This is a genomic window from Streptomyces sp. V2I9, assembly GCF_030817475.1.
In the GTDB taxonomy this organism is placed as follows: Bacteria; Actinomycetota; Actinomycetes; order Streptomycetales; family Streptomycetaceae; genus Streptomyces.
This window is the reverse complement of sequence record NZ_JAUSZJ010000002.1, coordinates 4,116,634-4,130,096: the sequence shown is the minus strand read 5'-3', so window position 1 is coordinate 4,130,096 and position 13,463 is coordinate 4,116,634. Positions and strand designations below refer to the sequence as shown.

Annotated in this window: 7 protein-coding genes; all 7 read right to left on the bottom strand. The window is 66.2% G+C overall.

Annotation, left to right across the window (positions count from 1 at the left end; translation table 11 throughout):
- Nucleotides 1-63: 63 nt before the first annotated feature.
- Nucleotides 64-1,257 (bottom strand): elongation factor Tu, encoded by a 1,194-nt coding sequence (tuf, locus tag QFZ71_RS18325; protein WP_018490814.1) that lies wholly within the window; start codon nt 1,255-1,257, stop codon nt 64-66.
- Between the two features lie 157 nt (nt 1,258-1,414).
- On the bottom strand, nt 1,415-3,544 hold the full coding sequence (gene fusA / locus QFZ71_RS18320; RefSeq protein WP_307669277.1) for an elongation factor G: 2,130 nt from the start codon (nt 3,542-3,544) through the stop codon (nt 1,415-1,417).
- 37 nt (nt 3,545-3,581) lie between these two features.
- On the bottom strand, nt 3,582-4,052 hold the full coding sequence (gene rpsG, locus QFZ71_RS18315; protein ID WP_003966970.1) for a 30S ribosomal protein S7: 471 nt from the start codon (nt 4,050-4,052) through the stop codon (nt 3,582-3,584).
- A 2-nt stretch (nt 4,053-4,054) separates the two neighbouring features.
- Nucleotides 4,055-4,426 (bottom strand): 30S ribosomal protein S12, encoded by a 372-nt coding sequence (gene rpsL / locus QFZ71_RS18310; protein WP_003948652.1) that lies wholly within the window; start codon nt 4,424-4,426, stop codon nt 4,055-4,057.
- Nucleotides 4,427-4,943: 517 nt separating this feature from the next.
- A complete protein-coding gene (locus QFZ71_RS18305) occupies nt 4,944-8,843 on the bottom strand; it encodes a DNA-directed RNA polymerase subunit beta' (protein ID WP_307669276.1) in 3,900 nt (1,299 codons plus the stop codon).
- Between the two features lie 98 nt (nt 8,844-8,941).
- Nucleotides 8,942-12,427: a DNA-directed RNA polymerase subunit beta gene (gene rpoB, locus QFZ71_RS18300; protein ID WP_307669275.1), complete on the bottom strand. Its 3,486-nt coding sequence runs from the start codon at nt 12,425-12,427 to the stop codon at nt 8,942-8,944.
- Between the two features lie 624 nt (nt 12,428-13,051).
- Nucleotides 13,052-13,435: a 50S ribosomal protein L7/L12 gene (gene rplL / locus QFZ71_RS18295; protein ID WP_307669274.1), complete on the bottom strand. Its 384-nt coding sequence runs from the start codon at nt 13,433-13,435 to the stop codon at nt 13,052-13,054.
- Between the last annotated feature and the right edge of the window lie 28 nt (nt 13,436-13,463).

The following is a 13,463-nucleotide window of genomic DNA, read 5'->3' as shown; positions in this document are numbered from 1 at the left end:
CGAGGAGATGCGGGGCCCTTCTTGCGACTCAGTGAGCCACCAGGTCCAAGGACCAAGCAGAAACTACTTGATGATCTTGGTGACCTGGCCGGCGCCCACGGTCCGGCCACCCTCACGGATGGCGAACTTCAGGCCCTCTTCCATGGCGACCGGCTGGATCAGCGCGACGTCCATGAGGGTGTTGTCACCCGGCATGACCATCTCGGTGCCCTCGGGAAGGGTCACAACGCCCGTCACGTCCGTGGTACGGAAGTAGAACTGCGGGCGGTAGTTGTTGAAGAACGGGGTGTGACGGCCACCCTCGTCCTTCGACAGGATGTAGGACTGCGCCTGGAACTCGGTGTGCGGCGTGACCGAGCCGGGCTTGATGATGACCTGGCCGCGCTCGACGTCCTCGCGCTTGATGCCACGGAGGAGCAGACCGACGTTCTCACCGGCCTGGCCCTCGTCGAGCAGCTTGCGGAACATCTCGATGCCGGTGACCGTGGTGGTGGTCTTCTCGGTCTTGATACCGACGATGTCGACGGTCTCGTTGACCTTCAGGACACCACGCTCGATGCGGCCGGTGACGACCGTACCGCGACCGGTGATCGTGAAGACGTCCTCGATCGGCATGAGGAACGGCTTCTCGACGTCACGCTCGGGCTGCGGGATGGACTCGTCGACGGCGGCCATCAGGTTCAGGACCGACTGGCCCCACTCCTTGTCGCCCTCGAGCGCCTTGAGCGCCGAGACCTTGACGACCGGAACGTCGTCGCCCGGGAACTCGTACTCGGAGAGGAGCTCACGGACCTCGAGCTCGACGAGCTCCAGGATCTCCTCGTCGTCCACCATGTCGGCCTTGTTCAGGGCGACGACGATGTACGGAACGCCGACCTGGCGGGCCAGGAGCACGTGCTCCTTGGTCTGCGGCATCGGGCCGTCGGTGGCGGCGACCACGAGGATGGCGCCGTCCATCTGCGCGGCACCGGTGATCATGTTCTTGATGTAGTCGGCGTGACCCGGGCAGTCGACGTGCGCGTAGTGACGCGACTCCGTCTGGTACTCGACGTGCGCGATGGAGATGGTGATACCGCGCTGGCGCTCTTCGGGAGCCTTGTCGATCTGGTCGAAGGCCGAGGCCTCGTTCAGGTCCGGGTACGCGTCGTGCAGCACCTTGGTAATGGCGGCCGTGAGGGTCGTCTTACCGTGGTCGATGTGACCGATGGTGCCGATGTTGACGTGGGGCTTAGTCCGCTCGAACTTTGCCTTCGCCACTGGGGTCCTCCTGAGTGGTTCTGTACGCCTTGCTTCATCGGCGCCAGGTGATCTTTGCTGGGGTGCCGGCGCCGGGGGCATCCGGCACAGTGCTCGCGCGCTGTGCCGCATGCCCACCAGGCTCCGGTGACAAGCCTAAAGCGTGAGCTCGGGAGAGTTACTCGCCCTTGGCCTTCGCGATGATCTCCTCGGCGACGTTCCGCGGAACCTCGGCGTAGGAGTCGAACTGCATCGAGTAGCTTGCGCGACCCGAGGTCTTGCTGCGGAGGTCTCCGACGTAGCCGAACATCTCCGAGAGGGGCACGAGGCCCTTCACGACGCGAGCGCCGCTGCGCTCCTCCATGGCCTGGATCTGGCCACGGCGGGAGTTGAGGTCGCCGATCACATCGCCCATGTAGTCCTCGGGCGTGGTGACCTCGACGGCCATCATCGGCTCCAGGAGCACGGGAGAGGCCTTGCGGGCACCCTCCTTGAACGCCTGGGAACCGGCGATCTTGAAGGCGAGCTCCGAGGAGTCGACCTCGTGGTAACCACCGTCGAGAAGGGTGACGCGGACGCCGACCATCTCGTAACCGGCCAGGATGCCGAACTGCATGGCTTCCTGAGCACCCGCGTCCACCGAGGGGATGTACTCACGGGGGATGCGGCCACCGGTGACCTTGTTGACGAACTCGTAGGAGGCGTCGCCACCCTCGATGGGCTCGAGGGCGATCTGCACCTTCGCGAACTGGCCGGTACCACCAGTCTGCTTCTTGTGCGTGTAGTCGATGCGCTCGACGGCCTTGCGGATCGTCTCGCGGTACGCGACCTGGGGCTTGCCGACGTTCGCCTCGACGCGGAACTCGCGCTTCATGCGGTCGACGAGCACCTCGAGGTGGAGCTCGCCCATACCACCGATGATGGTCTGGCCGGTCTCCTCGTCGGAGTGCACCTGGAAGGAGGGGTCCTCCTCCGAGAGACGCTGGATGGCGACACCCAGCTTCTCCTGGTCACCCTTGGACTTGGGCTCGATGGCGACCTGGATGACCGGCGCCGGGAAGTCCATGGACTCCAGGATGACCGGGTTCTTGTCGTCGCACAGCGTCTCACCGGTGGTGGTCTGCTTGAGGCCCATGACGGCGATGATGTCGCCCGCGCCCACCGACTGGATCTCCTCACGCTTGTTCGCGTGCATGCGGTAGATCTTGCCGATGCGCTCCTTCTTGCCCTTGACGGAGTTCAGCACCGCGGTGCCGGCCTCCAGGCGACCGGAGTAGATCCGGACGAAGGTGAGCTTGCCGAGGTGCGGGTCGCTCGCGATCTTGAACGCCAGGCCGGAGAACGGCTCGTCGTCCGAGGGCTTGCGCTTCACGACGGTCTCGGGGTCCTTGACGTCGTGGCCCTCGATGGCCTCGACGTCCAGGGGGGAGGGCAGGTAGCGGACGACCGCGTCGAGCAGGGGCTGAACACCCTTGTTCTTGAACGCGGTGCCACAGAACACCGGGGTGACGGTGACGGAGTCGGCGCCACCCTTCGACGCCAGGGTGATGCGGCGGATCGCCTCGTGCAGCTGCTCCTGGGTGGGCTCGTTGCCCTCCAGGTACAGCTCCATCATGGCGTCGTCGTTCTCGGCCACGGCCTCCAGGAGCTTCCCGCGCCACTCGGCGGCGGACTCCTTGAGGTTGTCCGGGATCTCGACGATGTTGTACATCTCGCCCTTGGCGGCCTCTTCGGGGTACACGAAGGCCTTCATCGACACCAGGTCGACGACGCCCGTGAAGTCCGCTTCGGCACCGATGGGGAGCTGCATGACGATCGGGGTCGCGCCGAGGCGGTCCACGATCATGTCGACGCAGCGGAAGAAGTCCGCACCGGTCCGGTCGAGCTTGTTGACGAAGCAGATACGCGGAACGCCGTAGCGGTCCGCCTGACGCCAAACGGTCTCGGACTGCGGCTCGACGCCCGCGACACCGTCGAACACGGTGACGGCGCCGTCGAGGACGCGGAGCGAACGCTCCACCTCGACGGTGAAGTCGACGTGACCGGGGGTGTCGATGATGTTGATGGTGTGGTCAACATTGTCGAGCGGCCAGTGGCAGGTCGTCGCGGCGGACGTGATCGTGATGCCGCGCTCCTGCTCCTGCTCCATCCAGTCCATCGTGGCAGCGCCGTCGTGGACTTCACCGATCTTGTAGCTCACACCGGTGTAGAAGAGGATCCGCTCAGTGGTGGTCGTCTTGCCCGCGTCGATGTGGGCCATGATCCCGATGTTGCGGACCTTGGCCAGGTCAAGCGAAGTGGTGGCCATATGGCTCAGTCTTCTCTCGGTCTCGATGGGGTAGCGACTACCAGCGGTAGTGCGCGAAGGCCTTGTTGGACTCGGCCATCTTGTGGGTGTCCTCACGCTTCTTGACCGAAGCGCCGAGGCCGTTGGAGGCGTCCAGCAGTTCGTTCATGAGGCGCTCGGTCATGGTCTTCTCGCGGCGGGCGCGGGAGTAGCCGACGAGCCAGCGCAGGGCGAGGGTGGAGGCGCGACCGGGCTTGACCTCGATCGGCACCTGGTAGGTGGCGCCACCGACACGGCGGGACTTGACCTCGAGCGAGGGCTTGACGTTCTCAAGCGCGCGCTTCAGCGTGATGACCGGGTCGTTGCCGGTCTTCTCGCGGAGGCCTTCCATGGCGCCGTACACGATCCGCTCGGCGGTGGAACGCTTGCCGTCGAGGAGGATCTTGTTGATCAGCGAGGTGACAAGAGGAGAGCTGTAGACCGGGTCGATGATGACCGGGCGCTTCGGGGCGGGGCCCTTACGAGGCATTCTTACTTCTCCTTCTTGGCGCCGTAGCGGCTGCGGGCCTGCTTGCGGTTCTTGACACCCTGGGTGTCGAGCGAGCCGCGGATGATCTTGTAACGAACACCCGGCAGGTCCTTCACACGGCCACCACGCACGAGCACGATGGAGTGCTCCTGCAGGTTGTGTCCCTCACCCGGGATGTAGGCCGTGACCTCGATACCGGAGGTCAGACGCACACGCGCGACCTTACGGAGGGCCGAGTTCGGCTTCTTCGGGGTGGTCGTGAACACACGCGTGCAGACACCGCGACGCTGGGGCGAACCCTCGAGCGCGGGCGTCTTGTTCTTTTCGACCTTGTCCTGCCGGCCCTTCCGGACCAGCTGCTGGATCGTAGGCACTACTTCTCCGGTTTCTGTGTGCCGTTCGTGAAACTAACCTGGAACATCACCGACCCACGCGGTCGGGTGTGTCGAATACTGCGGACTACCGCCCGAGGGGCGAAAAGGCGCAGATTGCGGTGGCCACTGACGGACTCGGGAGCGGTTGATGACACGCACACGAGCCCAGGCACACCCCAGGCACAAGGCTTGAGCGTACCTACCTCACGGAGCTGGGTCAAAACAAATGCTGTCCGGCCCTCGGCCGGAGCCCGCGGCGGGGAAGCGGGCCGGTCCGACGGCAGCCGTCCTCCGGCCTCGCAGGGCCCCGACACCGGACGCTGCGCGGCCGGAGGACGGCTGCCGGGTCTCCTGCCCCCCACTGCGCACAGGACGGCGCAGAAGAGGCTGTACCGGGCCGGCCCGCCCCCGCGCGGAGGGTCTACGGCGACCGGACGGCTCCAGGACCGTACACGCCTGAGGGCGAGCACCCCGGAACGTTCCGGGGTGCTCGCCCTCAGGCTTTCAAGCGGCTCGCCTACTGGTTGTACGGACCGTAGTCGTAGTCCTCCAGCGGAACGGCCTGGCCGGAGCCGGTGCCGAACGGCGAGTAGTCGATGTCGTCGTAGCCGACGGCCGAGTACATGGCGGCCTTGGCCTCCTCGGTCGGCTCGACCCGGATGTTGCGGTAGCGGGACAGACCCGTACCGGCCGGGATGAGCTTACCGATGATGACGTTCTCCTTGAGGCCGATCAGGGAGTCCGACTTGGCGTTGATCGCCGCGTCGGTGAGGACCCTGGTCGTCTCCTGGAAGGACGCCGCCGACAGCCACGACTCGGTGGCGAGCGAGGCCTTGGTGATACCCATCAGCTGCGGACGGCCGGAGGCGGGGTGACCGCCCTCGGTGACCACACGACGGTTCTCGGTCTCGAACTTCGACCGCTCGACCAGCTCGCCCGGAAGCAGCTCCGCGTCGCCGGACTCGATGATCGTCACGCGGCGGAGCATCTGCCGGATGATGATCTCGATGTGCTTGTCGTGGATCGACACGCCCTGCGAGTTGTAGACCTTCTGGACTTCGCCGACCAGGTGGACCTGGACCGCACGCTGGCCGAGGATGCGCAGCACGTCGTGCGGGTTGGTGGCACCCACGGTGAGCTTCTGGCCCACCTCGACCGGGTCGCCCTCGCCCACGAGCAGACGGGCGCGCTTCGAGATCGGGAACGCCGTCTCGTCGCTGCCGTCGTCCGGGGTGACGACGATCTTCTTGGTCTTCTCGGTCTCCTCGATCCGCACGCGGCCCTTGGCCTCGGAGATCGGGGCGACACCCTTCGGCGTACGGGCCTCGAAGAGCTCGACGACACGGGGCAGACCCTGGGTGATGTCGTCACCGGCCACACCACCGGTGTGGAAGGTACGCATCGTCAGCTGGGTACCGGGCTCACCGATGGACTGGGCGGCGATGATGCCGACCGCCTCACCGATGTCGACCAGCTTGCCGGTGGCGAGCGAGCGTCCGTAGCAGAAGGCACAGGTGCCGACCGCGGACTCACAGGTCAGGACCGAGCGGGTCTTGACCTCCTCGACGCCGGCGCCCACCAGGGCGTCGATCAGGACGTCACCGAGGTCGACGTTGGCAGGCGCGATGACCTTGCCGTCCACCACGACGTCCTCGGCGAGCATGCGGGCGTAGACCGAGGTCTCGACGTCGTCCGTCTTGCGGAGCACGCCGTCGGCGCCCTTGACCGCGATCTTCAGCTTCAGGCCGCGGTCGGTGCCGCAGTCCTCCTCGCGGATGATCACGTCCTGCGAGACGTCCACCAGACGACGGGTCAGGTAACCCGAGTCGGCGGTACGCAGGGCGGTGTCCGCCAGACCCTTACGGGCACCGTGCGTGGAGATGAAGTACTCCAGAACGGTGAGGCCCTCACGGAAGGACGCCTTGATCGGACGCGGGATGGTCTCGTTCTTCGCGTTCGACACCAGACCACGCATACCGGCGATCTGCCGCATCTGCATCATGTTTCCTCGGGCACCCGAGTCAACCATCATGAAGATGGGGTTCGTCTTGGGGAAGTTCGCGTTCATCGCCTCGGCGACCTCGTTGGTCGCCTTGGTCCAGATCGCGATGAGCTCCTGCGTGCGCTCGTCCTTGGTGATCAGACCGCGCTCGTACTGCTTCTGGACCTTCTCGTCCTGCTCCTCGTAGCCCTTGACGATGGCCTTCTTGGCCTCGGGCACGACGACGTCGGAGATGGCCACGGTGACGCCCGAACGGGTCGCCCAGTGGAAGCCGGCCGCCTTCAGGTTGTCGAGCGTCGCCGCCACGATGACCTTGGGGTAGCGCTCGGCCAGGTCGTTGACGATCTCGGAGAGCTGCTTCTTGCCCACCGAGTAGTCGACGAACGGGTAGTCCTCGGGCAGCAGCTCGTTGAAGAGCGCGCGGCCCAGGGTGGTCCGCAGCCGGAAGGAGTCGCCGGGCTGGTACTCCGGCTCGCCCTCCTCGGCGACCGGCGGCACCCAGCCACGCGGCGGCATGGTGCCGACCGGGAAGCGGATGTCGACCTTCGCCTGGAGCGACAGCTCGCGGGCGTCGAAGGCCATGGTGGCCTCGGCCGTGGAGCCGAACGCGCGGTCCGTGCCCTTGACGTTGCGGCCCTCGTCGTCCGTGGTGAGGAAGAAGAGGCCCAGCACCATGTCCTGGGTCGGCATGGTGACCGGACGGCCGTCGGCCGGCTTCAGGATGTTGTTCGAGGACAGCATCAGGATGCGGGCCTCGGCCTGCGCCTCCGCGGAGAGCGGCAGGTGCACGGCCATCTGGTCACCGTCGAAGTCCGCGTTGAACGCGGTGCAGACGAGCGGGTGGATCTGGATGGCCTTGCCCTCGACCAGCTGCGGCTCGAAGGCCTGGATGCCGAGGCGGTGCAGGGTGGGCGCACGGTTCAGCAGCACCGGGTGCTCGGCGATGACCTCTTCGAGGACGTCGTACACGACGGTGCGGCCACGCTCGACCATGCGCTTGGCCGACTTGATGTTCTGCGCGTGGTTCAGGTCCACCAGGCGCTTCATCACGAACGGCTTGAACAGCTCCAGCGCCATCGCCTTCGGCAGACCGCACTGGTGCAGCTTGAGCTGCGGACCGACGACGATCACGGAACGCGCGGAGTAGTCCACGCGCTTGCCGAGGAGGTTCTGACGGAAGCGGCCCTGCTTGCCCTTGAGCATGTCGCTCAGGGACTTCAGGGGACGGTTGCCGGGACCGGTGACCGGGCGACCGCGGCGGCCGTTGTCGAACAGCGCGTCGACGGCCTCCTGGAGCATGCGCTTCTCGTTGTTCACGATGATCTCGGGCGCACCGAGGTCGAGAAGGCGCTTCAGGCGGTTGTTGCGGTTGATCACGCGGCGGTACAGGTCGTTCAGGTCGGAGGTCGCGAAGCGGCCACCGTCCAGCTGCACCATCGGACGCAGGTCCGGCGGGATGACCGGCACGCAGTCGAGCACCATGCCCTTGGGCTTGTTGCTGGTCTGGAGGAACGCGGAGACGACCTTGAGGCGCTTGAGCGCACGGGTCTTCTTCTGGCCCTTGCCGGTGCGGATGATCTCGCGGAGGCGCTCGGCCTCCTCGTCGAGGTCGAAGGACTCCAGGCGCTTCTGCAGCGCCGCAGCGCCCATGCAGCCGTCGAAGTACGTGCCGAAGCGGTCACGCAGCTCGCGGTAGAGCAGCTCGTCGCCCTCCAGGTCCTGGACCTTGAGGTTCTTGAAGCGGCTCCACACCTCGTCGAGGCGGTCGATCTCGCGCTGCGCACGGTCGCGCAGCTGCTTCATCTCGCGCTCGGCGCCCTCGCGCACCTTGCGGCGCACGTCGGCCTTGGCGCCCTCGGCCTCCAGCTCGGCCAGGTCGGTCTCGAGCTTCTTGGCGCGGGCTTCGAGGTCGGCGTCGCGCCGGTTCTCGGTCTGCTGGCGCTCGACGGAGACGTGGGCCTCCAGCGAGGGCAGGTCGCGAGTACGACGCTCCTCGTCCACGTACGTGATCATGTACGCGGCGAAGTAGATGACCTTCTCGAGGTCCTTCGGAGCGAGGTCCAGCAGGTAGCCGAGGCGCGAGGGAACGCCCTTGAAGTACCAGATGTGAGTGACGGGAGCGGCAAGCTCGATGTGGCCCATCCGCTCACGACGCACCTTGGCGCGAGTGACCTCGACGCCGCAGCGCTCGCAGATGATGCCCTTGAAGCGGACACGCTTGTACTTGCCGCAGTAGCACTCCCAGTCCCGCGTCGGACCGAAGATCTTCTCGCAGAAGAGTCCGTCCTTCTCGGGCTTGAGCGTGCGGTAGTTGATGGTCTCCGGCTTCTTGACTTCGCCGTGCGACCAGGTCCGGATGTCGTCCGCGGTGGCAAGGCCGATCCGCAGCTCGTCGAAGAAGTTGACGTCGAGCACTTGTCGTCAATCCCTCTTTCGGGGTCTCGTCTCAATCAATGGTCTGAACGGGTCCGGGGAGGGCCGGCCGCCTCGGAGCGAGGCGGCCGGCCGGCCCGTCAGACCTCTTCGACGCTGCTCGGCTCGCGCCGGGACAGGTCGATACCGAGCTCCTCCGCCGCACGGAAGACGTCCTCGTCCGTGTCGCGCATCTCGATGGACATGCCGTCCGAGGACAGCACCTCCACGTTGAGGCAGAGCGACTGCATTTCCTTGATGAGCACCTTGAAGGACTCGGGAATGCCGGGCTCGGGGATGTTTTCGCCCTTGACGATGGCCTCGTAGACCTTCACGCGGCCGGTCACGTCGTCGGACTTGATCGTCAGGAGCTCCTGGAGGGCGTATGCGGCGCCGTAAGCCTCAAGGGCCCACACCTCCATCTCACCGAAGCGCTGACCACCGAACTGCGCCTTACCACCCAGCGGCTGCTGGGTGATCATCGAGTACGGGCCGGTCGAACGCGCGTGGAGCTTGTCGTCGACCAGGTGGTGCAGCTTGAGGATGTACATGAACCCGACCGAGACCGGGTCCGGGAACGGCTCGCCGGAGCGGCCGTCGTAGAGCTGGGCCTTGCCGGAGGGCTGGACCAGGCGGTCGCCGTCGCGGTTGGGGATCGTGGCCTGGAAGAGGCCGGTGATCTCGTCCTCGCGCGCACCGTCGAAGACGGGCGTGGCGACGTTGGTGCCGGGGGCGACCTGGTCGGCGCCGATGGCCTGCAGGCGCTGGGCCCACTCGTCACCGAGGCCGGAGACGTCCCAGCCGCGGCTGGCGAGCCAGCCGAGGTGGATCTCCAGGACCTGTCCCGGGTTCATTCGGGACGGGACACCCAGCGGGTTGAGGATGATGTCGACCGGGGTGCCGTCCTCCAGGAACGGCATGTCCTCGATCGGCAGGATCTTGGAGATGACGCCCTTGTTGCCGTGACGGCCGGCGAGCTTGTCACCGTCGGTGATCTTGCGCTTCTGCGCGACGTAGACGCGGACCAGCTGGTTCACGCCCGGCGGCAGCTCGTCGCCCTCTTCGCGGTCGAAGACGCGGACGCCGATGACCTTGCCGATCTCACCGTGCGGCACCTTCAGCGAGGTGTCGCGCACCTCGCGCGCCTTCTCACCGAAGATCGCGCGGAGCAGGCGCTCCTCGGGGGTCAGCTCGGTCTCGCCCTTGGGCGTGACCTTGCCGACGAGGATGTCGCCGGCGACGACCTCGGCACCGATGCGGATGATGCCGCGCTCGTCGAGGTCGGCGAGGACCTCCTCGGAGACGTTCGGGATGTCCCGCGTGATCTCCTCGGGCCCGAGCTTGGTGTCACGGGCGTCAACCTCGTGCTCCTCGATGTGGATCGAGGAGAGGACGTCGTCCTGCACGAGGCGCTGCGACAGGATGATCGCGTCCTCGTAGTTGTGACCCTCCCACGGCATGAACGCCACGAGCAGGTTCTTGCCGAGGGCCATCTCACCGTTCTCGGTGGCCGGTCCGTCGGCGAGCACCTGGTCGGCCACGATCCGGTCGCCCTCGGAGACGACGACCTTCTGGTTGACCGAGGTGCCCTGGTTGGAGCGCATGAACTTGGCGATGCGGTACGTGGTGTACGTGCCGTCGTCGTTCGTGACGGTGATGTAGTCCGCGGAGACCTCCTGGACCACACCGTCCTTCTCGGCCTTGAGCACGTCGCCGGCGTCGGTGGCGCAGCGGTACTCCATGCCGGTGCCGACGAGCGGGGCCTCCGACTTGATCAGCGGTACCGCCTGGCGCATCATGTTCGCGCCCATGAGGGCACGGTTGGCGTCGTCGTGCTCCAGGAAGGGGATCATCGCGGTGGCGACGGACACCATCTGGCGCGGCGAGACGTCCATGTAGTCGACGTCCGTGCCGGGCACGTAGTCGACCTCTCCGCCGCGACGGCGGACCAGGACGCGCGGCTCGGTGAAGCGCAGCTCGTCGCTGAGGGTCGCGTTCGCCTGGGCGATGACGAAGCGGTCCTCCTCGTCGGCGGTGATGTAGTCGACGTCGTCGGTGACCTGGCCGTCGACGACCTTGCGGTACGGCGTCTCGATGAAGCCGAACGCGTTGACGCGGCCGTACGAGGCGAGCGAACCGATCAGACCGATGTTCGGGCCTTCGGGGGTCTCGATCGGGCACATGCGTCCGTAGTGGGACGGGTGCACGTCTCGGACCTCGAAGCCGGCCCGCTCACGGGAGAGACCACCCGGACCGAGCGCCGACAGGCGGCGCTTGTGGGTGAGACCCGACAGCGGGTTGTTCTGGTCCATGAACTGCGACAGCTGGCTGGTGCCGAAGAACTCCTTGATGGAGGCGACGACCGGCCGGATGTTGATCAGGGTCTGCGGCGTGATCGCCTCGACGTCCTGGGTGGTCATGCGCTCGCGCACCACGCGCTCCATCCGCGCCAGGCCCGTACGGACCTGGTTCTGGATGAGCTCGCCGACGTTGCGCAGACGGCGGTTGCCGAAGTGGTCGATGTCGTCGGTCTCGACGACGATCTCCCGGCCGGACTCGCCGATCGTCTCGGTCTCACCGGCGTGCAGCTTGACCAGGTACTTGATGGTCGCGATGACGTCGTCGGTGGTGAGCACCCCGGCGTCCAGCGGCTCATCGGCGCCGAGCTTCTTGTTCACCTTGTAGCGGCCGACCTTGGCGAGGTCGTAGCGCTTCGGGTTGAAGTAGAGGTTCTCGAGCAGCGTCTGAGCGGCCTCACGCGTCGGCGGCTCGCCCGGACGCAGCTTGCGGTAGATGTCGAGCAGCGCGTCGTCCTGGCCCTGGGTGTGGTCCTTCTCCAGGGTGGCGCGCATGGACTCGTACTCGCCGAACTCCTCCAGGATCTGCTCGGTGGTCCAGCCGAGAGCCTTGAGGAGGACGGTGACGGACTGCTTGCGCTTGCGGTCGATGCGGACACCGACCATGTCGCGCTTGTCGATCTCCATCTCCAGCCAGGCGCCCCGCGAGGGGATGATCTTGGCGGAGAAGATGTCCTTGTCGGACGTCTTGTCGATGGAGGAGTCGAAGTAGACACCCGGCGAGCGGACCAGCTGCGACACGACGACACGCTCGGTGCCGTTGATGACGAAGGTGCCCTTGTTGGTCATGAGCGGGAAGTCGCCCATGAAGACCGTCTGGGACTTGATCTCGCCGGTCTCGTTGTTGGTGAACTCGGCCGTGACGAAGAGCGGCGCGGCGAACGTGAAGTCGCGCTCCTTGCACTCGTCGATCGAGTTCTTCGGGGGCTCGAAGCGGTGGTCGCGGAACGTAAGCGACATCGACCCGGAGAAGTCCTCGATCGGAGAGATCTCCTCGAAGATCTCCTCCAGGCCGGACTTGGTGGGGACGTCTTGTCCACTGTCCAGAGCAGCCTCGACGCGAGCCTTCCAGGCGGCATTGCCGAGGAGCCAGTCAAAGCTCTCGGTCTGCAGCGCGAGGAGGTTCGGAACCTCGAGGGGCTCCTTGATCTTTGCAAAAGAGATGCGCAGCGGGGCGGTGCTGGCACCGTTGTTCGTATTCGCGGTCGAGGCGTTGCGCGAGGCGGCCAAGAGGGGGTCCTTCCGAGGGCTCGGACTCACTACGCGCGTACCGGTCCCACCCTGGACACATAGACAAACCGTTCCGAATCGGTCGCAAACGACCAGGTCGGAGAGGGTCGGTCATCGGTGCTTCAGCGTGGGCATGCCCCTGGTGACGGGCAGGAGGCAGCTAACAGGCAGCGCAAAGGGTCAGTGTAGCCAAGCGGCACACTGATGTCCAGTCGGGGTTCTCAGAGACCCACGTTGCTCTCAACAGCTGTTCTCAACACCTATGTCTAGCCCTGACCCACGCGCGGGGTGCGCGCTTCTTTACTTCCCTCTTCACTCACGATCCATGCCTCGGATGCGGATCGAAGTGAGGACGCGTCCTGAGAATTGCGCGCCGCGTCCGGTTCGTCAAGGCCCGCCGGTCCGATCGGCCCCGCCAGGAGTCTTCACCGGCCACCCCCGGAAGGCCCGCGAGACCCCCGCCAGGCGTCCGCGAGAGGCGCACGGCGAAGATCACCCTACTCGTCGTCGGCGGAAGAGCAAGGCAGCCGCCACGGGCACGCCGAAGGGCGACCACCCGGATGGGTGATCGCCCTTGGTGCGGGCACCTGACGTGCCCGGGGAGCCCGGAGGGCTCCCGAGGTGTTACTTGACCTCGACGGAAGCGCCGGCGGCCTTGAGGGACTCGGCAGCCTTCTCGGCGGCCTCCTTGGCGACCTTCTCGAGGACCGGCTTCGGGGTGCCGTCGACGAGGTCCTTGGCCTCCTTCAGACCCAGCGAGGTCAGCTCACGCACGACCTTGATGACCTGGATCTTCTTCTCGCCGGCGCCGGTGAGGATGACGTCGAACTCGTCCTTCTCCTCGACGGCCTCGGCGGTGGCACCCGGGCCGGCCGGACCGGCGACGGCGACGGCCGCGGCGGCGGTGACGTCGAACTTCTCCTCGAAGGCCTTCACGAACTCGGAGAGCTCGATGAGGGTCATCTCCTCGAACTGCGCGAGCAGGTCTTCCTGGGACAGCTTCGCCATGACAGGCGTCCTTCCACTATTCGGCAGG

Coding starts and splice junctions, on each gene's coding strand:
- fusA (WP_307669277.1), bottom strand. CDS start 3,544: ATGGCCACCACTTCGCTTGACCTGGCCAAGGTCCGCAACATCGGGATC.
- rpsG (WP_003966970.1), bottom strand. CDS start 4,052: ATGCCTCGTAAGGGCCCCGCCCCGAAGCGCCCGGTCATCATCGACCCG.
- rplL (WP_307669274.1), bottom strand. CDS start 13,435: ATGGCGAAGCTGTCCCAGGAAGACCTGCTCGCGCAGTTCGAGGAGATG.